Source organism: Bartonella sp. AP9QHHD (assembly GCF_042195625.1).
GTDB lineage: Bacteria > Pseudomonadota > Alphaproteobacteria > Rhizobiales > Rhizobiaceae > Bartonella.
On the sequence record NZ_JBHIOP010000046.1, the window covers coordinates 85,552 to 109,942 of the forward strand.

A 24,391-nucleotide genomic window follows, 5' to 3' on the forward strand; every position below is an offset into this window, starting at 1 on the left:
ACAAGACTTTGAAAATAACATTTATTATTTTTTTAAAAGATTTATTAAAAATGATAGCGCAAACCACCAGAAAAATGAACTCCAGAAAAACCAGCCTTGGTTAACCTATGCTGATAGCTAAGATCACTGTAAAGTGTAACTTTAGAAGAAAACTGCGCATTGATACCCAAACCTGTTTCTAAGGAAGAACCGAAAGCACTCAACTGAAAAACATCTTTAAAATGAACAAATTGTTCTTTACCAAAACAATGAGCAAGATGAATATTGCCATAAAAAGAAGTGATACGATCCTTATCAGAGGCTGTAAATGTTTTACTTAAACGCCCACCAACACGTACAAACCATTGACTCATTTTTTTCATATCAACATCAAATCCATCAATATCACGAAACTTATCAAATTGAAGATGTTGATAAATAAGCTGAAGTTGCGGATCAAAAATAAGATCTTTATATCCTGTCATAAACGTTTTACCAGCAGAAAACGAAACGTTCAAAGGATTTGCTTTTAATGTCGCCGTCTTACCCCAAACATGGCTACGCACATCCCCTTTAAACAAACCATAAGATAAAAGACCATCTATATAAAAACCAGTTTTGTGTTCCACACTACCGTATGACGTAAATGACCATTTATTAAACGTACTCTTTTGGCTTCGTTCCACGTTACGAGGTTGTAAAGAAAGCTTTCCATAGGTTCCCATAATCCCAAAAGATGTCGTACTATATGCGCTCTCTATTGTTTTGAGCAAAATATCTGTTTTTATAGCGTTATAATCAACATGACCATCGTACCCATATTTAAGTATAGAAAGATCTGAGACATAACGATAACTCCCACCATAACCGTGAACAGATAAAGCAAAGTTCCCTTCAACTTTTAATAATTTACGAGGAATAGACCGCCTAACTTGCAACTGCTTTTGTTGATGACTCATATCCATGAGCCCAACATGAAACAAAGCATTTGGTAACAAAAGATAGGTCGGAACTTGTGGAACAACCTCTCTGACCTTTAACTCAGAAGGGGGAATAGCAGACACCTCTAAAACAGGCTGAATATATTTACTTTCAAGGCGAAAATCCCAAAAATCTCCATCTCCTTCAACCAATCTTTGAGAAGTTTGTGCATTTCCAAGAGCAGAAGCTGGACCATAAGCATGAAGATAATATTGGTAAGGCAAACCCTCTAATGCGATATAAGCACGATTTAACTGAAAAGAATCCTCTGCCGCTTTTCCAGAAACCTGAATAAGTGAAATACTATGAGCATTTTCACCGGTTGCTATCTCACCCTGATTTCCTGCAACAAATTGCACATAAACTGTTGTTTTTCCAGAAACATCACCATGTATTAAAAGCCGATCAGTTTTTGTATTATCGAGCAAACCATCACTACTGAGATGCGTATTGAGATAAATATCTGCCCTATCTTGCGCACTATAAACTTCTTTTTCTCCCTTCCCAATATGAAGTGTCTGATACTCCTGAAACATTGGAGTCTCAAAAGCAATAAAACTATCAGAAACTTTCACAAATGAAATAGACGAACTTGTACGGTTTGCAACTTGCAAATCGATCTCTCTTCTTTTTGTCAAAAACCATTTTGATCCCCCTGTTAAATAAAGCTCAGCAATAGAATCATCGGCAACACGAGTCCCTCCTATCAATGAAGAAGAATTAGCCAAAATCGCTACACTTCCCCCTTTTTCAGCTGTTAATAATAAGTCACCAAAAATTTTTGTACCTTCTGTTACTCCAATATAAATACGACTGTTATGACTATGAACAGCTGTCCCATCTGGAACCTCAAAAATCGTCCTTTTCAAAAAGACAAGCCCCTGTTCATACGCATCATTTTCCTCATCCCTCTCAAAATACATACCATGTTTGTTACCTATTGCTTTAATTGTTGAATCTTCAATATTAACCCGCGAAATTAAAATATTTCCTTCCCTGCCGTTATTGGATGGCGTGTTAGAATCTTGTCCAACTGTTAAAACATGAACATCCGTAGAAATAATATTCGTATTTTTTACATAAACAGAACCCTGATGTTTTACATTGAAAACTGTATGTGTAATTTTTTCATTTGTATTTTCTTTGTCTTCTGTTTTTTGATATTTTGAAGCAATGGTAACACCATCTAAAGTCGCACTCCCCCCTCTCCCCACATAAAGCGCAGCAGCATCATTCACATCAATAAATCCACTTTTCATCTGAATACCCGCATCAGCACTAACGAAAAGAGCACTCTCTTGACCGATACCCAAACCTTCCACTTTAATTTTTGTATTCGTTAACGTAACAGATGCTCCTCGCTTCTCTGCATAAGCAGCAATCTGAAAAGCCTCAATTGTTCCACGATCAACCTCAATCATTCCATTATCAGCTTTAAGACCTATTGATACATTTTTAAAAGCTGAATCGCTCAAAACAATTTTTCCCCCTCGTGATACAAAAACACCATAAATATCTTCTATACCCGCAGTCCCTTCAACCTCTACACGCGTTGCCTGAATAACTGTATTTGGCTCCTGCACTACTATAGCAGCAGGTAACATGAGAGAACGACCCTCCCCATTCGTTTCTTTAACAGGCGCCGTGAATTTATATACTTTATCACTAATTGTATGCTTTGAACCATCACTGCATTCATAAGGTAATTTGTTTTTGTCACATGACAGTGATGTATATGAATGAGAATGTGCCTCAATATTTATATTTAACAAAAAAGAAAAAATAGCTGCTGTAAAAACGCACGAATACAAGTGATTGTTAGATACCTTGATTATCATTGTTTTTCAAAACTTTCTTTTTTCAACAAAAACAAAAAATGCTGGCAAAAAAATAAACCACAAATTAAACACAACAAGAATAAAACAAACAAAATTATTTTATTTTTCATGATAAAATCATAGCATTCAATAATATGTTTTGTGTTTTATGTAAAGAAAGAATAAAAAGTTTAAAAATACCATTTAGGATGAAAATCCCTTTAAAGAATGCATCTCAAAAACCGCTGGAAACTGTAATTACAAAAGGCCAAAAAACCAATCTTAAAAAAACGTAAAAAAATGCGAATTTTGAAGAGATATAATATTCAATTTATCTCACCACCAAAAAATAAAAATACAACAAAATGAGAATGACTTCTAAGATTAAACGATTAAAACGTTTTAATAAAACACAGAACAAAAAGATACAGTATACGAAATCTATAACCGCATCATCTCTTCAACTACAACAAAAAAACAAGAAATTGCACACTAATGTATAAGCTAATGTACACAATTTCTATATTAAAAATGCTAGATATCTAACAAAGAAATTTGAATAAATAAAAAACTTCTCCTAATACCCTATCATCAATGATTTGAATTAATAAATGTAATATTTTAGATCTTTTGATAAAATCTAAAATACAGTAAAACACTCACCATTCTGAACTTAAAAAACACCAAAATAAAATTTCATCAAAATTAGCTCTATGAAAGCTATCTGTTTATTATCGTTAAAGAAGATATTTTAGCAAAGCTATTATTTGCCATTCTTTATATTGAATAAATTTCTCTAAACAACAACTCACTATCCTCCGCTAGCATCATCTGACAACAACACTATTGCCAATCTCGTAGCTGATGAATATAACTACATTAGAGACAAAAGAGCTATATTTCTCTCTTCTCCCGTTTAATATTTTTATTTAATTATTGCTTTAAAAATTAACGTTCTACTGTTGATGATCACTTGTGCAAAGCTTTTTTTATTTTCTGGCGCTTTTTATCATTTTCAAAACGTAACATCAAATCTCGCTCTTGTTGTGTCGAATTGGTTACACCAAAAGTATCATTGTCCATAACCTGCTGATACCCTGCTACCATTAAATTGACTAAAAATGAATCACTTCGCGGCGTTGATGAAAAATAGATTCCCTTTGAATCTTGTAATTTGTACCGATAACCTGCTTTAGTCATGCACTCATAAACTGCTGCAAAATCACTTGCACGCGAATCCATATTTTTAGAAGAAGCGTAGATTGGTTTCCAACCACATTTTGACAGTGCTTGTTGGACCATAGACTTACTGACACCAGACTTTTCCCATAATTCTAACGTCGATGGGGGAGGTTTGCTAATACACCCAGCAGAGCTTAATAAAATTATAGCAATCAATAATTTCAATGTTTTTTTCATTTCGCCCTCCGTCAATATTTACGATAGAAAGACTGATAAGTCTTCTAATATTTTCTCACACGCAAGATGACTTTTGTTAGCATATAGATATTGAAGAAACAATCCCACCCCCCATGCAAAAACAAGAATGGAAGGATTTTTGATTACAGCAGCCTCAATACTTAAGGTTGACATTCAGGTTGTTCTTTATGCTCTTGACAATGAGGACTATTCAAACGCCTCTCTACACTTCGCTGAGGAATAACTGCATCAGGCTGACAAATTGGAAGATTTTTATATTTCTCACACCACTTCATTCTTCCCAATTTATCTTGGAAACCTGCTTGGATCATACATGCATTCACAGACTCCTCAGCATTGAATTTCTCATCAGTACTTGTTTCTGTATCAAGACGACCATCAAGATGCTGTATTCCACATTCTAACAGAGCTTTTTTGATCTCAAGCTGATCAGCACCGGATTTTTCCCATGCATCTACAGCTGTTCGAGAAGGCTGCTCAGGGTAGCATCCAGCCATAACAAATAAGGTTATCCCGCTTAATAATTTTAAAATCTGCTTCATTTTCCTATCCTTGAGTAATTTTGATATTACGAAACAATCTATAAATTATTTTACATACTGTTTTTTATTTCCAAAACAATGATGAACATTATCAACCTATATTATTTTATCTTTCCGAAGATTATGCCATAATTATTATATCAAAAATACGGTAAAATTATTACTAAAATCATCTATCTATCAACGATATGCTTATAATTATTATCAATATTTTGATTATAACCAAAATAGATATTTCATATTATTGCGCCAACAGTTGTGGTACCCATAAATAAATAGCATTGACATGCTGAATTAAGCCCCCCGCGTACGGGTATGAGAAACATGAAGGTAGGGATTGTGATCGTCACAAACAGCAAGACTTAAGGTTTGCATTCAGGTGCATTTTTATATTTTTTACAAAAAGGGCTGTTCAAGCGCTTCTTGACACTGCGCCTCGGGATGACTGCGCCTGAACGACAAATCGGCAAGTTTTCGGCTCTAAAAGTATAACATGGTCCACCCGCTCTTGCTACCTCTTCATCTTTATAGCGGAAACCTGATTGAAGCATGCAAGCATAAGTTGTTGCTTTTGCATTGATGCTCTGCTTTCTGTTTTCTGGATCGACATCATAAGGAGTTGGCATACCACATTCTAACAAGCCTTTTCCTATCTCTGTAAAATCTGCTCCTGGTTTTTCCCAAGCAGTCAAATATCCTGAAGGAGGCTTATTAAACTGACATCCAGCTATACTTAACAAAGTTACAGCACTTAATAATTTTACGATGTGTTTCATTTTTTACTCCATGATCTAATTCAAGGCTTTTGTTCTAAATGAGATGTGCCATAAAATTTTTGGCATTTTGGACCCGCATCTCCAAGACAGGTATGGGGATTTATGGGATTTGTAGCCACTCTCTACCATTCTATCCAAACGTTACTGCCAGCAGGTATCGTTTCGTAGGTATAGCCATTACCGCCAATAATTCTGCTTACAAAGTCAAATTTATTCCCATCAAAACCTGTTTCATGCGTCTGTGAATGGCTGCTATGATGGTCTGTCATGCCAACAATCGTCATACTTTCCCCCATTACATTGATATCTTGACCAGAAATCAGATGAGAAGCAATAATCGTAGCATCTCATTGTACATCCATATCAACATTGCCTGTTGCCTCAAGGATAGAGAGAATTGTTGTTGTGTGTGTTCAGAGCTATTGGAAGATTTCTCGTGTAAAAAGCCACTTTCCGATGATTTTTTTGCTGGTTGTAGTGTTCTTGAGCGCCTTTTATGGTAATATCGAATAATTTTGCACCGAAATACAGTTGCGGAGTGCATTTTGTCCGCCTCCACTTGTGATAAAAATTACTCTTGTATCAATATTAAAAAAATAAGTTTGATCCTTCCTCTTGTGAGAGCAATAAGAATCGTAAAACTGTCACACGTTCATTGTTCTCTTTAATTTACTCTTCTATGAAATTTTATTGTAATACCTTGCTGCTGTTTATTAAAGTTTTTGTAAAAACAATGATACAATGCCTCATGTAACTTTGTTATCCACTATTTTCTACCAACGCCAATCCTCTTTGAGAAAAAATACATAAAGAACTTTATCTTCGCTTCTAAAAGCAATAGTAATTTTCTAAACAACAAAATTTAAACAACTAATTTTTTAAAGAGCTAAAAAACAATTCTTACAATAACTTCTTTCGTGAAACAGAACTTCATTAATACGTTTAGAAAAAGATATCTGCCTATAATCATGTATCTGGTAAAATCTATTTGCACTGTTAGGCATTTTAACCTGAAAGACTTATATTAATGGCACAGCTCACCATCAAAAAAACGCCTAATATTTATATGATTTTGTCGTTACCGTAAACAATGGCTCACAAAAACTTCCAAAGCAAAATAATAACGAGCAGATTTTTTCAATCTAGATTGTTCTAACCTTTAGAGAAAACAATCAAACACCTGTTCTCCTGATGACATCAGCTATTTGTTTTGAGTTTTTTCTCTATTCACATTTTATTCAGCTTCTTTTGCTTAAAATTATAAAGTTTAAGTGTATAGAAACAAATAACAAGCCAAGCAATCCAAATAACACCTATAATTAAAACTGGTCGTGTCTCATCAAAATACCATAGGAGAATAAAAATAAAAACCATAAATAAAATAGAAAAAATCGATCCTATTGGCCAAAATGGAATGGGAAATTTTAAACCATTCTGAGCTTCTTTAGGCATCTTAATTCGCATAAAAAATTGTGAAAGTAGAATCATCATCCAAACAAAAACTGTCGCAAATGTTGCCATTGCAGCAATAAGAAAAAAAAACTTTTCATGATAAAAATAATTAAGGACAGCACCAAGAAGAAAAATACCGAAGATCATCAAAATAACAAAAACTGGTATACCGTTTTTTGATAAATATTGAAACTTTTTTAAAGCATAACCTTCCTGCGATAAACCATGGATCATACGACAAGCACCATACATTCCACTATTCATTGCTGAAATAGCCGCTGTAACAACAACAATATTTAAAATATTTGCTGCATATGAAATCCCAAGATTTTCAAAAATGGATACAAAAGGGCTATCCATGAGACCAATCTCATTCCAAGGATAAAGAGACATTAAAATAGCTAACGTCATGACGTAAAAAAGCAAAATACGAACTGGAGTAGAATTAATTGCCTTTGAAATCGTTTGATGAGGGTTTTGAACTTCCATAACTGCCATGCCAATGATTTCTATGCCACCAAAAGCAAAAACAACAACACTAAAGCAAGCTAAAAAACCAAACCAACCATTGGGAAAAAGTCCACCATTTTTCCATAAATTATGAACAGTAACGGTAGAAAAATCTGCACCTTCACCCCACCCCCAAAAAATAATTGCTATTCCTAAAATAATCATCGCAATGATAGCGATAACTTTAATAGAAGATAGCCAAAACTCTAGTTCACCATAGACTTCTACAGCCGCTAAATTAATACCTGTGATGATTAATGTAATACTCAGTGCCCATACCCAAGGAGCAACATCAGGATACCAAAACCCCATATAAGTCGCAAAAGCTGTAATATCAGCCAAACCAACAAGAATCATCTCAAATACATATGTCCATCCCGTTAAAAAACCTGCTAATGGTGATATGTAATTTGCCGCATAACGAGCAAAAGAACCAGGCAATGGATTATGAAGTATCATCTCTCCTAGAGCCCGCATAACCATAAAAATAGCTAAACCAGCAATACAATAGGCAATCAAAACACTAGGACCCGCAAGCTTAATTGCCTGTGCAGACCCATAAAAAAGACCTGTTCCAATAGCAGAACCAAGAGCTAAAAAAATAACTTGGCGCTTACTCATCCCTCTTTTCAGTTCATTTATTGCCATTTCTTTCCTTACTTTTTGAAATGCTGACAATCCACACCACGATAACAGCTCTATGAGAAATAAAGCCTCATGTTTCTTTCACAAATATATTTCAAAAAACACCGAAGACCAGCCAGTCCAACACTTTGCTCTAAACAATGAAAAAATACTTTTATTGCGAATTATTCAGCTTTTATAGCCTACAATTTCGTATTATTTTATTCAAATAAAGTGATAATGAATTTTTTCATAATTGTCATTTAATTCATTTCGTATTCTCTAGTTTTTTACAGAGAAAATTAACCTTAATGTAATCTAAACTTTTAGGCTTCTATTTCAGTGCACTGAAATAGAAGCCTAAAAATTCATAACAAACACATTAACTATGCATACAATTAATTTTTTGTTACTTTAAGCCAACTCTCTTTGAGCTTATAAAAAAACTTTTTACGCCAATTGAATAGCTCAATTAATGATAATACGAATCTCGCAAGTTTTCAAAAGTATGAGAAAGTGTATCTACAACCCATCTTTTAAGGACTCCAGCTGCCTTAACGACAAGCTTTCCAATGAAAAAAAAATATACGGTAAAAAGAGCATCTTTGATTGTTGGTCCGATGATAGCGTTCTCCTTACCTCTGGGAATTTGCCCTGATATAGCAATAAAATCTTTGTTTTTCGCTGAAATAAGAGGCTCTTTCTCTTGGGCCACTATCATAATGAAAACTTCCTCTGGAAAGCTACCTCTCCTAAAATTTGCATGAATCTCAAGAATTTGAGAGAAAAAAAGAACTGTTATTGAAACACATAATTTAGCACTTTTAAACATTCCTTTCTCCTTTTTTATTTTAAATATCAAAAATAAACTATAAAATTCATAAAGTATTAACAAATAAGAATAATATAAAATAAAACTTTTATTTTTACTCGATACAATACATATATTATAATTTATATTTATAGAAATATAATATCACGAATATATAATTCGTGGATATTATTTAACTTATATTAAAATTTCTGATATAAATCAGAAAATATAGGTGCTTTAAGTTTATAGTTTCTATAAAATAACATAATATCTAGTTAACTACAAAAATCAGATATATACAGTAATAAATATATGATTTATTAAATAATTCAAATATTGTATCGCTCCTCTATATTTTCATATGAGAAAGTTTTAAAATTCAATATCCGCCCTTCAGCATTGACCTTCAAACAAATACTATTGAAAACTTAATGAAGGAAAAATTGTTTCTGGTAAAACAGATAATAAGTGCCCTTCACGCACAAGTATATGTGCTTGATGAAGATCTGGAGCCAGATAGCGATCTTCCTTAAGAGAAGCAACATTTTTTCGTAGACATTCCATAACGGATTGCAAAAAAGTACTTGTTTTTAAAGGTGCACGATATTCAATTCCTTGTGCTGCAACAAGCGTTTCAATGCCAATAAGTGTAAAAAGATTTTCGCTCATTACCAATAACCGACGCGCTCCATGGCAAGCCATTGAAACATGATCTTCTTGATTGGCAGAAGTTGGGGTTGAATCAACGGAAGCAGGATGGGCCATTTGCTTATTTTCAGACATTAAAGCTGCCGCTGTTACTTCAGCAATCATAAAACCTGAATTAAGACCCGCATTATGCGCTAAAAAAGCTGGAAGTCCATAAGAAACTGCTGGATCAACCATAAGAGCAATACGCCGTTGAGAAATAGATCCTATTTCACATAAAGCAAGAGCAATCTGATCAGCAGCAAACGCTACAGGTTCAGCATGAAAATTCCCACCTGATACAACTTCACCATTCCTTAAAATCAATGGATTATCTGTAACAGCATTTGCTTCAATAATCAGTGTTTTTGCTGCTGCCAGCAAAATATCAAAACATGCCCCCATGACCTGTGGCTGGCAACGTATACAATAAGGATCTTGTACACGCTCATCCCCCCGTAAATGTGCTGCACGAATTTCTGAATCCTCTACAAGCTTTTCTAATGTTTTCGATACAGCAATCTGCCCATAATGTCCTCGTAAAATATGGATATCAGGATGAAATGGCGCCGTTGATCCCATGATAGCATCTGTCGTCAAAGCCCCTGCCAACAATCCACCACACAATGCCCGATAACCTCGAAAAAGACCAGCAAGTGCAAGGGCTGTTGATGTTTGAGTTCCATTAATAAGAGCTAGACCTTCCTTTGCCTCTAAAATAATAGGGGACAATCCCGCTTTCTCTAATGCAACCGCCCCACTCATACGAATATTTTGAAAAAATGCTTCTCCTTCTCCCATCATAACAGCCGCCATGTGAGCAAGTGGAGCTAGATCACCTGAAGCACCAACAGACCCTTTTTCAGGGATGACAGGAATGACGCCCTTTGCAAGCATATTTTCCAGCAAATTTACCAATTCTAGACGAACTCCTGAAGCCCCTCTTCCTAAAGAGATAAGCTTTAAGCTCATTATCAAACGCACAATATTTTCAGCTAAAGGCTCTCCTACCCCACAACAATGGGACAAAATAAGGTTTCTCTGTAAAACAGCGACATCGTCCGCATCAATTTTAATGGAAGCCAACTTCCCAAAACCAGTATTAATACCGTACACAGGCTCACTTCCAGCAGCAATTTCAGCAATGCGCTGAGCCCCTTTCTCGATAGCTAAATGCGTGTCATTATGAAGTTTACTCACTTCACCATTAAAATAAATAGCTGCAAGCTCACTAAGCGTCACCTCGCTCGGTTTCAGTATAATAGTCATAATCTACTTTCTTTTTTTTTATCAAAGTATAACGTTTAGCATTATTGATCCTTCTATAAAACAAAAAAAACTATAACGACTCTTTAAAGCGAGAATGCTTTCTTAAAGGTATTCCTTACAATGGAGTTATTATCCAAAAGTAGAATAGTTGACGATAAATGAAAATGAAATATTGACAAACACAACCAAGGTCATGGATTTTAAAAATAGATAACGCATTAATTTATAATTATAATCTAGCATGATTCATATTAAATGAGAGAGCTGAATATCTTAAAACTCTCTCATTCCAAATCTGTGTATGTTGAATCAATCAAAACCATTCGCTTGCACGTCATAAGCGAAATTGGCGTATGGATAAACTGTACAAAAAAGGACTACTCCTCTTATAAACCATGTCAAGGACTGTCGCAACATTGGGAAATGACAAAGTGCGTGATGGTGCAGGCTTATTCTTTTATGAAGCGTAAAGATGAAAAAATCAATGGATTTATTATCAAGCTATTCTTACTAAACTTATAAAAACCTTAAATAGATAGCTGTCACAATCTATCATAATTGCAAAAATCAAACTCTATAGAAAATTAAAAAACTTATTTAACACATCACAACAGAGAAGAAATTGAGCTTATTTGCGACTTCTAAAATTGTATTTAAAGCGCCAGATTAAACCTTGAAAAACACATCTTCAATAAAACCACATAAGAATCGGCCTAACCCGTTATTTAAAATAGAAAATAAAAGAAGTTTTCTTATATCAAAAAAAAATAATTAATATATTGTTTTATATTATATCTTTTAAACAGAGAAATGCTTCATATAGCATATTTATATTTTACTTTTTTGTTATATTGAATCTGAATTTAGAGATAATTTCAAAATGAGTTGTTTTAAAGGTGCTTCCAAGCCATTACCTTTTTTACTACAAATTTCTGATTATGATAATTTTTTGTACTTTTTCAGTTGTTTTTGTCAAAATTTATTAAAAACACTCTCATTTAATAACAAAAAACAATCATAAAAACAAAGAATTATCAAATATTTCTATTCAATCTACCTCTTCTTATTTTATAAAATAATCTGTTGTTAAACTGCAGTAAAAAAAGCGCTTCGATACTATAATGCACTGCATAAATTTTCTATTTAAACTCTCTCATATCAAGTGAACAATGAAAATCAGCGGTAATAAGATGTCAATGTGAATGCTGAAGAAAAAAACTTTCGCCCTCAAAGTCTGCCTTAATAAGGCGTTAATTTCCTGAATACCGCCCACTCTGATGTGCTAAAAGAGCAAAAGCAATCATCGATATCGGATTATCCTGCATACATATAGAGCTCACTTCGATACAAAAGCTCCAAATTGCCTTGCACTTCATATTTCTTTATCAATGCGACCAATTGCCGCAAATATTCTTCCCCATAGCAAGCAATAGCGCGTTGCGCTTGCGTTGAAGAGCGGCTCATTCCAATAAAAGCTTCAGATGGGATCATCATCGTCCAATTGTGCGTATGAAAAAAAATCTTTTCTGGATCTACCCCAAAGCCATCAGTCATTTCCTGTAAAAAATCAAAATTACGATAATAACGGGAATAATTCGGACTCATTTTCTCTAACAATGTCTCATAAGCCTCTAGAAATTCGCTATGCTTGAAATCACGATTATTTTGAATAACCGCCATGACACCATTGACTCGAAGTTGATCTGAAACAGAACAAAGCAACTTGGGACGATCCATCCACTGAAACGCTTGCGCTGCAATGACAAGATCAACCTCGCCAATTTGAGGCAATAGGTCTTCGGCACGGCCCTGATACCACTGCACCGTAGGAAATTTTTTTCGCCCCTGCTTAATCATATCTGCCGATACATCGATAGCATGATATTGGTGCTCATTTCCTAAAAATTTAACAATTCCCTCTAATGCGATGCCTGTCCCAGCACCCACATCCACAATGGACAAATGCTTTTTGTTCTTAAAAGGATGGAGCATGGTTTTAAATAAAGTAAGGGGATAGCGAGGACGATAACGATCATAATCATTAGCCAATCCATCAAACTTTTCACTTTGCCGCTGAACACTTTCTATCATAGGACTTTCACCCTCCTTCTCAATTACTACCATACATAATAAAAAAGCCTTTTTATCCAATGTATTAAACATAACTTCTAAAGGAGGAAAATAAGAACTGCCCTGACCTTCTATCTTTCCATAAGATTGATACTTACATTTTTCTCTTTTCCAATTGTTATCTGCACGTTGCGAAACCCAAAACTCCTACGAAAATAATATATTTTTCTGTAATAATAATTGATATAAATATTATTGATCTTTTATAAGATGACATCTATATTACTATTATTATTTTAACATCAACAAGTCACTTAAGCGTACCTAAAACGCAGAGAGATATCAATTTATTGATAAATACGCCTGTTTATAAAGTTCAAAATACTTTCCACCAAGAAAATAAACCCTATATAATACATAAAATATCTGTGGAGACATCTTTATGTTAAATGTACAAACTTCTTCAATGTTTAAAATATTAAAAAAATTTCCAATCGTGATTCTTTTGGCATGGTTAGTGCCATTTTTAAGTGGGTGCGGATTTAATACGATACCAACAAATGAAGAAAAAGCACATGCAGCATGGAGTGAAGTGCTCAATCAATATCAACGTCGTATAGATCTCATCCCCAATCTTGTAGAAACAGTTAAAGCTTACGCAGCTCATGAACAAAGTGTTTTCACAAATGTAATTGAAGCACGTGCTAAAGCAACACAAGTCAACATTAATGCAGATATGTTGAATAATCCAGAAGTTATGCAGCAATATCTCAAAAATCAAGCAAATTTATCAAGTGCACTTTCGCGACTTATGGCTGTTGTTGAAAACTATCCGGATCTTAAAGCAAACCAAAACTTTCTTGCTCTTCAATCACAATTAGAAGGAACAGAAAACCGTATTTCCGTTGCGCGCCGCGATTATATTGAAACAGTACGTGCCTACAATACTGCACTCAAAACAATGCCGACGATGATTTGGGCAAAATTATGGTTTCGTGATGCTAAACCTATGCCAACTTTTACCATCGATACTGATAGCCAACAAACACCAAAGGTTAATTTTAATTAATGAAATCATTTCGATACTCTTTGCAACGTATTGTATTTCCAAAATTATGGGCTTTTATCTGCTCTCTGTATTTAGTTGCTGCATTGGGAAGTATCGCTTGTTCGCAAATAAAATTTCCTCATTTAACAGGTTATGTTAATGATGTGGCTCATTTGCTCGATAATGCAACCAAGGAAGACTTGACAAAAAAACTGGCAGCACTCGAAGAGAAAACGGGAGATCAAATTGTTCTTGTAACACTCCCTACTCTTTCGGGCAACGATATAGAAACGTACAGCAATTCTCTTTTTCGTACATGGGGATTAGGCCAAAAGAAGATCAATAATGGTGTATTACTGGTCATTGCACCGAATGAACGCACAGCACGTATCGAAGTTGGATATGGTTTGGAAGGAGAGCTAACAGATGCTCTTTCCTCTGTCATTATTAATAGCTTCATGATTCCTAATTTTCGCGAAGGAAATTATCAAAAAGGAATTGCTGAAGCAGTTGATACAATTATCAAAGTTATTACAGAAAGTGATTCTGATTTTACTTTTCGCATCAAAGAAAAAGCTAAAATCGTTGAAGAACAACGTAAACAAGCTGAAAAAGAAGAAATGGTAATCAATGCAATTATGTTTCTCATTCTCTTTATAGTCGTTGCTTTGCCCATTCTTGCAATGATTTTTGGTAAAAAAGTGGGTCCACAAAAGTATCTCTGGCTGGGGATCATCTTCACACCTTGGTTTCTTAACTTAAGTGCCGGTGGCAGATATCCTGGTGGAAGGTTCGGTGGTCCTCGAGGTGGAGGGGGATTTAGGGGTGGTGGTGGATCATCAGGTGGTGGTGGTGCAACAGGAAGATGGTAAAAGGAACGTGGATTTTTAAGCGTAGCAAATCTTCTTAAGATAAAATTTTATGAACGTATTCTCTTTTATTCAACAATTCTATACCTTACTCTGTAATCACTTTTATTGATTACAATACAAACTCAAACATCAAGATAAATATAACCCATGACATGTGAATTGAAACATACAGATCGTAATCACTTATCACATCATTTTAATGCAATTCTAGAAAATCCACCCGTCGAATGGAAAATAAGCGATCATCTGATTGAGTATCCTGAAGCTCTGCGTTATATGCAAGAACGTGTAGAAAAAATTCTTGCAAAAACTGCGCATGAACAAGTTTGGCTTCTCGAACACCCTTCCCTTTATACAGCGGGAACGAGTGCAAATAAAAAAGATCTTTTGGCGCCTAATTTATTCCCTGTTTATGAAGCAGGACGTGGAGGTGAATTTACATATCACGGTCCAGGACAGCGTATTGCTTATATCATGCTTGATCTTAAACGCCGGAAACAAGACATTCGTGCTTTCATTAGTGCATTAGAAGAATGGATTATACAGATGCTTGCCAACTTTAATATTAAAGGCGAACGCAGAGAAGATCGCGTTGGTGTCTGGGTTAAACAGTCTCATTGCCCATCAAAACAAAATGATCTTTCTTCCGAAGATAAAATTGCAGCTATTGGCATTCGAGTGCGCAAATGGATAAGTTTTCATGGAGTTTCTATCAATGTTAATCCTAATTTAGCCCATTATTCAGGAATTGTTCCTTGTGGAATTACAAACCACGGTGTAACAAGCTTTCTTGATCTAGGTTGCCCTGTAGCAATGCATGATATTGATATTGCTCTCAAACACGCTTTTGAAAAAATTTTTGGTCCAACAATCGATGTTTCCTAAGTGCATTGATTTTTAAATAAAAAACAGGCATAAAATTATTTTAATAAATATTTGATTTTATGAGGTGGATAGTTAAACGCTATGAGCGATAACAAAAAGGATCTTTTTAGTGTTTTAAATAAAGCCCAATCTCGGGTAAATACAAAAGAAAACACTCTGCAGTCTCCAATGAAATCAAACGCGATGATTTCAAGAAAAAGTGCAAAAGATACGCAAGAAGATGACTATAATGCCCTCTCTATTCGAGTTCTTGAGGGTTTAGAGCCGGTACGTTTACGCCCTGGAATGTATATTGGTGGAACAGACAGTAAAGCACTTCATCATTTATTTGCTGAAATTATTGATAACGCGATGGATGAAGCTGTTGCGGGTTATGCAGATTCTATTGAGGTCTCATTAGATAGGAACGGTTATATAACCGTTACAGATAATGGACGCGGTATTCCTGTTGAAAATCATCCTCAAATGCCTGAGAAATCGACTCTTGAAGTTATTATGACACAACTCCACTCAGGGGGAAAATTTGATGGAAAGGCTTATCAAACTGCAGGTGGACTTCATGGAGTAGGAATTTCTGTCGTCAATGCTCTTTCTGATGATATGGAAGTTGAAGTTGCCCGAGAACGAAAACTGTACCGCCAACGTTTCTCACGCGGTATTCCTCAATCTGGATTGGAAGATCTGGGAGATGTTTATAATCGTCGTGGTACGCGCGTTCGTTTTCATCCTGATCATGAAATTTTTGGTGAAAAAGCAGCTTTTGATCCAGAAAAAATCTATAAGATGACATGCTCCAAAGCCTATCTTTTTGGTGGCGTAAAAATTCGCTGGTCTTGTGATCCCGTCATACTTGAAGGCGCAAAAAATATTCCTGAAAAAGCTGTTTTTCATTTTCCCGATGGGCTTAAAGACTATTTACTTTCGTCACTAAAAGATGAATATCGAGTAACGTCAGAAATTTTTTCTGGCAAAACACAACACAATAATGGCCATGGCTCCGTTGAGTGGGCTATCGCTTGGCATGGTGGTGATTCTTGTGTGCAATCTTACTGCAATACGATTCCTACAGGAGAAGGCGGAACACATGAAATAGGATTACGTCAAGCTCTTTTGCGTGGATTGAAATCCTACGCTGAGTTAATAGGAAACAAGCGCGCAACGATTATTACGTCTGACGATATTATGATTTCAACAGCCGCAATACTTTCAGTCTTTATCAGTAACCCTGAATTTGTTGGACAAACAAAAGATCGATTAGCAACCATTGAAGCACAGCGTATCGTTGAGAATGCAATCCGCGATCCTTTTGATCATTGGTTAGCAAATTCCCCACAAGAAGCAACAAAACTTCTCGATTGGGTTATCGAACGTGCTGAAGAACGTGTTAGACGACGCCAAGATAGAGAAATAAGTCGAAAAACTGCTGTCCGTAAATTACGTCTGCCCGGTAAACTTGCAGATTGTAGCCAGAACCATGCTTTGGGTGCTGAACTATTCATTGTTGAAGGGGATTCTGCAGGAGGATCTGCTAAACAAGCAAGAAATAGAGCAAACCAAGCAATTTTACCTCTTCGTGGTAAAATCTTAAATGTCGCCAGTGCTGCACATGAAAAAATGAACTCAAGCCAAACAATTAGCGATCTTATCCTTGCTCTTGGATGTGGAACACGCTCCAAGTATCGTGAAAAAGATCTCAGATATGAACGTATTATCATCATGACAGATGCTGATGTTGATGGTGCTCATATTGCGTCACTGCTCATTACCTTCTTCTTTCAAGAAATGCCTGACCTTATTCATCAGGGACATTTATATCTTGCCGTCCCTCCCCTTTATAGAATATCGCAAGGAGGAAAAGTTGCTTATGCTCGTGACGACATTCATAAGGATGAATTGCTCAAAACTGAATTTACTGGAAAAGCTAAAATCGAAATCGGGCGTTTTAAAGGGCTGGGTGAAATGCGCGCAGAACAACTTAAAGAAACGACTATGCATCCTCAAAAACGTACATTGCTTCGTGTTTCTATTGATGCCGTGGAAATGCAAGAAACGAAAAAGACTGTAGAAAGTCTCATGGGAACAAAACCAGAAGCACGATTTCGTTTCATACAAGAAAACTCTACTTTTGCTTCTAATCTAGACATCTAATATAAAAAATATCCCTTTCAAACCACTGCAGCTGCGTCAATCACGCGCAGTTGCGGATTGATCGTTCCATTCCAATAATTCAAACTAAGATGACCAGCTAAATGAATCATTTCACCAATATTTTCAAAAAGAAAATCACCTAGCGATGTCCCTACAGCACGAAAAGCTATTCCTTGTAGTTTTTTTCCTTCAACATTAGATACAATGAGGCGAAGATGTCCTTTACCAACTTCAGATAGATTCACCAGTCGATGAGAGGGAAGAACAAAAACAGGTGTTGCATTCCCTGCCCCAAATGGCCCTGCTTTTTCAAGCAATTCAAACAGCGCTTCATTAACACCAGAAGCAGAAAGAGAACCATCTATACTAAGAGATTTTTTTGCACGCAACTGTGAAACCATTAAAGAAACTTTTTCTTCTAGCCATTTTCGAAAAATTTCAATTTTTGTTGATTGAATTGTAATTCCTGCTGCCATACTATGTCCCCCTCCTTTTTCTAATAAATTTAATGTAACAGCTTCACGAACGAGTGCTCCTAAATCTATACCATTAATTGAGCGTCCCGACCCTACGCCATTTCCATCTTCTTTCAAAGCAATAGCAAAAACAGGGCAAAAAAAACGCTCTTTAAGGCGGGAAGCAAGAATACCAATAATTCCCGGATGCCATTCTTTATGAGAAATTACAAGTGACAATGGTATTTCTTGATCTTGATAAAGAGAAGAAATGTAAGATTCCGCTTGTGCTAATTGAATGTTCTCCATTTCTTGGCGTTCTTGATTAAGCCGATCTAATTGTTCTGCTATTCTGTCCGCTTCATCTTTATTCTCACAGCTAAGCAAACGTGCTCCCAAAGCTTGATCACCAATGCGCCCTCCTGCATTAATTCTAGGACCTAATAAAAAGCCTAAATGAAAACTATTAAGCGGCTCCCCTATTCGTGCAACCTTTGTTAAAGCTGTTATTCCTAGATTATGCATAGAACGAGCAACTTGAAGCCCTTTTAACACAAAAGCACGGTTAACCCCCTGTAATGGAACGACATCACATATGGTTGCCAATGCAACAAGATCAAGCATACTTAAAAGATCAGGCAGCGGTCCTTGGAATTGTTTTTTCCGCAGCAAATGATGAACCCAAGCTAACGTAACAAAAACAACGCCAGCTGCACATAAATGCCCCTGTTTAGAAAAATCATCAGGACGATTAGGATTGACAAGAGCAACAGCTTCTTGATGAATCTCTGACATTTGATGATGATCTAAAATCACAACATCAGCACCAGCAAGCCTCGCTGCTTTTACGGCATCAGGACTGTTTGCACCACAATCAACAGTGATGATTAACCGAGCGCCTTCTTGCACAAGCATCCTCATTGCTTGTTCATTCGGACCATAGCCTTCAACAATACGATCAGGAATATAAATTTTGACTTCAATACCAAAATAACGAAAAAAACGTGCTATGAGTGCCGATGAACAAGCACCATCAACATCATAATCACCAAACACAGCAACCTGTTCTTGATTGAGAAGAGCCTTAACAATGCGCTCTGCAGCGCATTGCATATCCCTAAAACTTTCTGGATCAGGCATAAGCGTACGCAATGTTGGATTAATAAAAGCAACAGCCTCAGCTTCATCCACATCTCTTGCTGAAAGTACTCGAGCTAACTGATCTGGAAAGCCAAATTTTTGAGAAATAGCGCGCGCGTTATTTATCCCTTGAACATCAAGGGCATCTAACCAAGCTTGACCACAAGCAGAAGATTCAACATTGAGAAAATAACGAGACCACTGCATTATTTCTTATTTTATAATGAAGAACGATAAAATACAATCATGCGTTAAAGATAAAATAGTCTTTTGCAACATTCATTTTAAGTTTAAATGGTCTACAAACTTCTTTTAATGGGGTATTATAATACCTTTCTTGTAACATGTTGTTTTATAAAGTTTTTATTTTCTCTTGACGTCAATCAAAAGACATTATATCAGAGCAAGTAGTATGCGTTAAATATTTCGCTATGGTAACAATTTTCAACGCAAAACAGTAAAAATTCCCTTATATTAAAAGGGTTCTAATAAAGGATACTTCTATGGCAACTTTTTCACAAAAGCCAACTGAAGTGGTGAAAAAATGGGTTATTATTGACGCAGAAAACCTTGTTTTAGGTCGTCTTGCCACATTTGTTGCTAACCGCTTACGTGGCAAACATAAAGCTACATTTACTCCACATGTTGATGATGGTGACAACGTTATTGTCATTAATGCAGATAAAATAGCTCTCACTGGCAAAAAATATACGGATAAAAAATATTATTGGCATACCGGCTATATTGGTGGAATCAAACAACGTACAGCACGTCAACTTCTTGAGGGGCGTTTTCCCGAACGCGTTATTGAAAAAGCGGTAGAGCGTATGATTCCTCGTGGACCTCTTGGTCGCCGTCAATTGAAGAATCTACGTGTTTACGCTGGAAGCCAACATCCACATGAAGCACAACAGCCTGAATCTCTTGACGTTGGTGCTTTAAACCGCAAAAACAAAAGGATTGCTTGATTATGGCTGAAATTAATTCTCTTTCTGAGCTTAGCATAGTAACAAGTATTACAGAAACACATGAAAATGTTGTTCCTGTTCACGTGCAGAAGCTTGATTCACAAGGACGTGCTTACGCAACAGGAAAGCGTAAAGACGCTGTTGCGCGTGTATGGATTAAACCAGGTTCTGGAAAAATCACGATCAACAATAAGGAATTTGACAAATATTTTGCTCGTCCTGTTCTTAGAATGATTCTTCGTCAACCAATTGTTGCAACAAATAGGGATACCCAGTTTGATATTATTGCAACCGTTGCAGGCGGTGGTCTTTCTGGACAAGCCGGTGCAGTGCGCCATGGCATTTCCAAAGCTTTAACCTATTACGAACCAGAACTTCGCTCAATCTTGAAAAAAGGTGGGTTTCTTACCCGTGATAGTCGTGTTGTTGAACGTAAAAAATACGGTAAAGCAAAAGCACGTCGTTCTTTCCAATTCTCAAAGCGTTAATTTCAATTTTTGCAATGCATAAAGCCTCGGACAAAAACGGGGCTTTTTTAAACTGCTAAAACAGACTTTTAGATGAATGTAGGAACAAATCTATACCGATTAGAAAAAACAAGAATGCAAAACAACCTCTTCTCTTAAGATAAAAGGCAAGAAAAATAGACCGAAAAAATTCAAAACTTCAGTTTCAATTTTTTAAATCTGTTTTACTAACTTGTAATATATCGACGTGCTAAAGCACAAAAATATTTACGCGACAACTTTAGCAATCTTATAAGCTTTTCAATATTTTTTCTATCATCACTTAACAAGCTTTAGTCCAAGAAATGCTTTACCATTGTAATAAAATGAGGGACAGAAATAGGCTTTGACATATATTCTTCACATCCACTGGCACGAATTCGCTCCTCATCGCCTTTCATAGCAAAAGCTGTTACAGCAACAACGGGGATTGATCGAAGTTCTTCATCTTCTTTTAATTGTTTAATAACATCTATTCCAGAGACCTCTGGCAACTGGATATCCACAAGGATAAGAGATGGCATTGATGAACGCGCCAAATCTAATGCCATAAGACCATTACGTGTTTCAACGGTTTCATAACCACTCGCTTCTACAAGATCGCGAAATAACTTCATATTAAGCTCATTATCTTCCACGATCATGACTTTTTTTGACATTCGTATAACTCCACCCTTCTCAGATAAAATAGCGAAATAGAAATGAATCCACATTCTCTTTGCTTAAGATAAAATGATAAAATGAATTGTAAACCACAAAGAGATTAAAAGATTCCAATAAAAGCATTTTTGCAAATATTTGTAAGACGCATCGCTATACTTATTCAGTTCATCAACATAAAACCCACAAATAGTCGTAAGATTGTGTGACCTTGTATTTTTTGAGTTGATATACAAAGTTTATGGATATCTCAATTAATGCATTCGCGTTTTCATCATAAAAAAAATATCAACCACAAACTTAGCTCAAATGCGCATTTTGAAGAGAAAAAAATTTAAGTAAATTTAAAAAGCAACTGATTAGCTGAATTTAATGCACCATATACTGGCATCCACAAAACAATATCTTAATGATATAAAAGGATAAACTTATCAAGGTCATTAAGATTAAAAAAATAAATAAACCGTGATTAAATATCACGGTTTATTTAATATAAAACATTCAATAACAGAATAATATATAAGTTTTATGTAAAAATAACTTGCTGTATTTATACAGCTTTTTTACAGTGAGGGACGCGTAAATAAAAGTTAGGGAATAGGATTTTTAACATTTCTCTATAAAGCACGCTTCGCACAATGTTTCTAATGTTTCTTTGAAGTCTGCTAACGCTTCTTGATGTAAGCCATCTAAAAGTCTCATAAACGCAACAACAGCTTCACGTTGCAACGGAGTAGAAGGCTTTATGATGATGCTTTTTCGACAAGAATAGGCTTCTTTTTTTAAGAGTAAAGCCTTCTCTTTATCTAAACCATAAAGCTCTATGATCTTTTCCTCCAGTCCTACAGGAACAGATTTTTTGCCAATCTCGACAGAAGATAAAAATGCTACAGATATGTCTAATTTCTTAGCCATATCTAAGAGGCGTTCTGAGTGATCAATGCGAAGTTTCCGTAAAATTTTACCAAAAGATGTAACCATATAAAAAGTCCTATTAGAGAAGAAATATTTTCTTCTGATTCTAACAAATCTTTTTATGATTTTCTTCAATTATTACGAATCAAGAGTTCTTTTCGGGGTGATTTTTTAGCAAAACCAGAGGTCCAAAGGATCGCTATTCTAAGATAGCTAACTTTTTGTTAACCATCTTTTAAGATGTGAGAAGCTATTCTCTATGGCGTCCACGCAACGGGAAAAATCTATTACAAACATAAAGAGAATGAAGGCAATCAATTTCATGATGCGTGACATCATCTTTAAGCCTTGATAGGTCTCTATCATCTCGTGAAGGAGCTGTTGTTCTGTTTCTGTAAGACCTTTATCTTTGCTGCTTCGTTTCTTGACCATCTTTCCAACCACATAAATGGGCTCCCTGCTTGTTATGCTTCAAAATATCTCTTGCAAGGTTGGAACTGATGACCGCAACATCCTGATTATCCAAATAAATGGGCAACCAGCCACCACAAGAAACAGACCTATTTGCCGCGCACCCAACGAGAAAGTTCAGAGCGCACACCAGCATCACTTTTTCGATTAACTTCATTTTCTACCTCAAGACGGGTTGTTGCTGTCTTTAAAGCATTCTCTGTTTGCTTTTGCCGTTCGCTTTGCTTGCCAAGCTGAAACGCCTTGGCTAAAGCCATAAAAAAAACGGCTAAAGCCGCTGTAAACATAAGAGAATATTTCTTTAGCCAAAAAATCATAAGCGTTGCTCCCCAAACCGCTTGGCGACAATCACTATGCCCGTTACAGCCGCTAAAACCATGATGCCTGCTAAAGCCCATTGCACCGGACCATTGCCTGCTAACAAGCCGCCAAAACCTGAACAAGACCCTATAATCGGGGCAAGTGCTTCTATTTTAAGAAGTCCGGTTGCCGTTTTCGTTTCTACCCTTTGATAATTCGAAGAAACATAAGCCCCTTTTACCCATAATCCCGCTTCTGCTGCTCGACGGTTAGCTAAACCCGCAAGAGGCTTCCCACCGACCTTATTCCATTTCTGTAATTCTAAGGGTACGGCTTCATAATCGCCTTGATTAAGCTTCTTCAACAAGGTTGACTTGCGAAAAGCAGCTGTTCCTACATTATAGCAAAATGAGACCAATGCCGCGAATTGGCAATCCGTTAACGAAACCGTCACCGATTCCTCTACCGTCTTCTCAAATTGCTTTAAGTCTTCACAAAGGATTTCTTCTGCTTGCTTTTGGCTAATACACATGCCTTTTTTGACAAGGGGGTGACCCGCATTGCTGGTGTGACCATAACCAATCGTCCAGATACATGCCGTGTCTCTATATGCCTCTAAACGCAAACCTTCCCATTGTTTGATAAGCTCTAATCCTTCTTTCGATATCTTTCTCATCTGACGCTCCATAAAAAAAGCCCCACAAAAGTGGAGCTGGATAAAAATGTTTTCTTATGATCTCTATTGGCTATGCTCTTTGATCAGTTGCTCGACTTCGTCAACACCAAAGCCAAGCTGAAAGAGCGGCGCATATTCACTTTCCTGTAATTCATACTGACAACGCTTTTCGACAAAATCACCATTTGAATCAAACGGTATTTCTGTTGTTCGACAAACCTTATGCGTATCATCTTCTACCCCCTCTTCCCCTTCACTGAGTTCTTTGACAAAAAACCAATAAAAACGCGTTGTCAAAAGCATCTCTAGCCTTCTTACTGTTTCAACTTTGTCAAAAGAAAGCATGTTCAGATAATCTTCTTTGCTATTTAAATGTTCTGGATATT

The 24,391-nt window shown here is 36.0% G+C and carries 22 protein-coding genes; 6 read left to right on the forward strand and 16 right to left on the reverse strand.

From position 1 onward, the window contains the following. Positions 1-44: 44 nt before the first annotated feature. The 9 genes from ACFIK4_RS03430 to ACFIK4_RS03470 all read right to left on the reverse strand — a co-directional run bounded on the left by ACFIK4_RS03430 (position 45) and on the right by ACFIK4_RS03470 (position 12,982). On the reverse strand, positions 45-2,798 hold the full coding sequence (locus ACFIK4_RS03430; protein WP_375674983.1) for an autotransporter outer membrane beta-barrel domain-containing protein: 2,754 nt from the start codon (positions 2,796-2,798) through the stop codon (positions 45-47). Between the two features lie 948 nt (positions 2,799-3,746). Further along, positions 3,747-4,196 (reverse strand): hypothetical protein, encoded by a 450-nt coding sequence (locus tag ACFIK4_RS03435; RefSeq protein WP_375611505.1) that lies wholly within the window; start codon positions 4,194-4,196, stop codon positions 3,747-3,749. Positions 4,197-4,357: 161 nt separating this feature from the next. Then, the gene (locus ACFIK4_RS03440) at positions 4,358-4,759 is read right to left on the reverse strand and encodes a hypothetical protein (RefSeq protein ID WP_375611504.1); all 402 of its coding nucleotides are present in this window, start codon (positions 4,757-4,759) and stop codon (positions 4,358-4,360) included. 362 nt (positions 4,760-5,121) lie between these two features. Next, positions 5,122-5,535, reverse strand: a complete 414-nt coding sequence (locus ACFIK4_RS03445) for a hypothetical protein (RefSeq protein WP_375613122.1) — start codon at positions 5,533-5,535, stop codon at positions 5,122-5,124. A 122-nt stretch (positions 5,536-5,657) separates the two neighbouring features. Further along, complete coding sequence (locus ACFIK4_RS03450; protein ID WP_375613123.1) at positions 5,658-5,819, reverse strand: hypothetical protein; 162 nt, start codon at positions 5,817-5,819, stop codon at positions 5,658-5,660. Positions 5,820-6,762: 943 nt separating this feature from the next. Then, positions 6,763-8,145, reverse strand: a complete 1,383-nt coding sequence (locus ACFIK4_RS03455) for an amino acid permease (RefSeq protein WP_375674986.1) — start codon at positions 8,143-8,145, stop codon at positions 6,763-6,765. Positions 8,146-8,593: 448 nt separating this feature from the next. Next, positions 8,594-8,953 carry a hypothetical protein gene (locus ACFIK4_RS03460; protein ID WP_375613125.1) on the reverse strand — a complete coding sequence of 120 codons (360 nt, stop codon included), beginning with the start codon at positions 8,951-8,953 and terminating at the stop codon, positions 8,594-8,596. 399 nt (positions 8,954-9,352) lie between these two features. Then, positions 9,353-10,891 (reverse strand): histidine ammonia-lyase, encoded by a 1,539-nt coding sequence (hutH, locus tag ACFIK4_RS03465; RefSeq protein WP_375629031.1) that lies wholly within the window; start codon positions 10,889-10,891, stop codon positions 9,353-9,355. A 1,314-nt stretch (positions 10,892-12,205) separates the two neighbouring features. Next, entirely contained in the window at positions 12,206-12,982 is a 777-nt protein-coding gene (locus tag ACFIK4_RS03470; RefSeq protein WP_375632401.1) for a class I SAM-dependent methyltransferase, read from the reverse strand. Positions 12,983-13,403: 421 nt separating this feature from the next. On the opposite strand from ACFIK4_RS03470, the gene ACFIK4_RS03475 reads away from it, so the two are divergent. The 4 genes from ACFIK4_RS03475 (at position 13,404) to parE (ending at position 17,914) form a co-directional block, all read left to right on the forward strand. Further along, positions 13,404-14,030 (forward strand): LemA family protein, encoded by a 627-nt coding sequence (locus ACFIK4_RS03475; protein ID WP_375629028.1) that lies wholly within the window; start codon positions 13,404-13,406, stop codon positions 14,028-14,030. Next, positions 14,030-14,881, forward strand: coding sequence for a TPM domain-containing protein (locus tag ACFIK4_RS03480; protein ID WP_375674989.1), 852 nt, complete (start codon positions 14,030-14,032; stop codon positions 14,879-14,881). The genes ACFIK4_RS03475 and ACFIK4_RS03480 overlap by 1 nt, the downstream gene beginning before the upstream one ends. Positions 14,882-15,028: 147 nt before the next feature. Further along, positions 15,029-15,766: a lipoyl(octanoyl) transferase LipB gene (gene lipB / locus ACFIK4_RS03485; protein ID WP_375629025.1), complete on the forward strand. Its 738-nt coding sequence runs from the start codon at positions 15,029-15,031 to the stop codon at positions 15,764-15,766. A gap of 81 nt (positions 15,767-15,847) precedes the next feature. Continuing rightward, positions 15,848-17,914 (forward strand): DNA topoisomerase IV subunit B, encoded by a 2,067-nt coding sequence (gene parE / locus ACFIK4_RS03490; protein ID WP_375632404.1) that lies wholly within the window; start codon positions 15,848-15,850, stop codon positions 17,912-17,914. Positions 17,915-17,931: 17 nt separating this feature from the next. On the opposite strand, the gene recJ is transcribed toward parE, so the two are convergent. Further along, positions 17,932-19,716, reverse strand: coding sequence for a single-stranded-DNA-specific exonuclease RecJ (recJ, locus tag ACFIK4_RS03495; RefSeq protein ID WP_375611494.1), 1,785 nt, complete (start codon positions 19,714-19,716; stop codon positions 17,932-17,934). Positions 19,717-20,012: 296 nt separating this feature from the next. On the opposite strand from recJ, the gene rplM reads away from it, so the two are divergent. After that, a complete protein-coding gene (gene rplM / locus ACFIK4_RS03500; protein WP_015856544.1) occupies positions 20,013-20,477 on the forward strand; it encodes a 50S ribosomal protein L13 in 465 nt (154 codons plus the stop codon). A gap of 2 nt (positions 20,478-20,479) precedes the next feature. Further along, positions 20,480-20,965: a 30S ribosomal protein S9 gene (gene rpsI, locus ACFIK4_RS03505; protein WP_015856545.1), complete on the forward strand. Its 486-nt coding sequence runs from the start codon at positions 20,480-20,482 to the stop codon at positions 20,963-20,965. 311 nt (positions 20,966-21,276) lie between these two features. On the opposite strand, the gene ACFIK4_RS03510 is transcribed toward rpsI, so the two are convergent. From ACFIK4_RS03510 to ACFIK4_RS03535, 6 genes are all read right to left on the reverse strand, one after another. Then, entirely contained in the window at positions 21,277-21,642 is a 366-nt protein-coding gene (locus tag ACFIK4_RS03510; protein ID WP_273724078.1) for a response regulator, read from the reverse strand. A 607-nt stretch (positions 21,643-22,249) separates the two neighbouring features. Further along, complete coding sequence (locus ACFIK4_RS03515; protein WP_375610409.1) at positions 22,250-22,624, reverse strand: helix-turn-helix domain-containing protein; 375 nt, start codon at positions 22,622-22,624, stop codon at positions 22,250-22,252. Positions 22,625-22,771: 147 nt separating this feature from the next. Next, positions 22,772-23,002 (reverse strand): hypothetical protein, encoded by a 231-nt coding sequence (locus ACFIK4_RS03520; protein WP_375674992.1) that lies wholly within the window; start codon positions 23,000-23,002, stop codon positions 22,772-22,774. Positions 23,003-23,118: 116 nt separating this feature from the next. After that, positions 23,119-23,346 carry a hypothetical protein gene (locus tag ACFIK4_RS03525; protein ID WP_375611041.1) on the reverse strand — a complete coding sequence of 76 codons (228 nt, stop codon included), beginning with the start codon at positions 23,344-23,346 and terminating at the stop codon, positions 23,119-23,121. Continuing rightward, on the reverse strand, positions 23,343-24,005 hold the full coding sequence (locus tag ACFIK4_RS03530; RefSeq protein ID WP_375674994.1) for a lysozyme: 663 nt from the start codon (positions 24,003-24,005) through the stop codon (positions 23,343-23,345). The genes ACFIK4_RS03525 and ACFIK4_RS03530 overlap by 4 nt, the downstream gene beginning before the upstream one ends. A 63-nt stretch (positions 24,006-24,068) precedes the next feature. Next, on the reverse strand, positions 24,069-24,391 hold a 323-nt coding region (locus ACFIK4_RS03535), incomplete at its 5' end, for a hypothetical protein (protein ID WP_375674996.1).